At 61.4% G+C, this 607-nt stretch carries 1 protein-coding gene; it reads right to left on the minus strand.

Translation table 11 applies throughout. From position 1 onward, the window contains the following. Positions 1–607, minus strand: a 607-nt coding sequence (locus KBI52_RS01005) for an AMP-binding protein (RefSeq protein ID WP_210804803.1), incomplete at both ends; no start/stop codon positions are given.

Consider the following 607-nt stretch of genomic DNA (forward strand, 5'->3'; position numbering starts at 1 on the left):
AGTTGCCCGCGTTTGATCTTGCCGGAGATGGTTCGCGGCAATTCGGCGACGACTTCGATCTGCCGGATGCGCTTGAATGGGGCCAGCCGTGTATGAGTGTATTGGAAGATCGACAACACCGTCTCAGGGGAGGGCTCAATCCCGGGCAGGAGTGAGATGTAGGCCTTGGGCACGGACAAACGGATTGCATCGGGTGCCGGAACCACGGCAGCCTCCGCCACAGCCTCGTGCTCGATCAGCACACTTTCGAGTTCGAACGGGCTGATCCGGTAGTCGGATGATTTGAACACGTCATCTGAGCGTCCCACGAAGGTGAGATATCCATCCTCATCAGTGAAGGCGATGTCGCCGGTACGATAGTAGGCTCCCTCGATCCCGCTCACGGCGCCATCAGCGTTCTGATAGCCCTGCATGAGCCCAGCGGGCCACGCCCCTCCTAAGGCGAGGCAGACCTCGCCCTCCTGCGACAGGTTTCCATCCAGGTCGAGCAACCGCACGGGATAGCCCGGGAGAGGGCGGCCCATCGTTCCCACCTTGATCGCCTGGCCTGGCGAGTTGCCGATCTGGGCCGTGGTCTCGGTCTGGCCATAGCCGTCACGGATGGTAA

Origin of the sequence: Microvirga sp. HBU67558 (assembly GCF_018069605.1) — a bacterium.
GTDB lineage: Bacteria > Pseudomonadota > Alphaproteobacteria > Rhizobiales > Beijerinckiaceae > Microvirga > Microvirga terrae.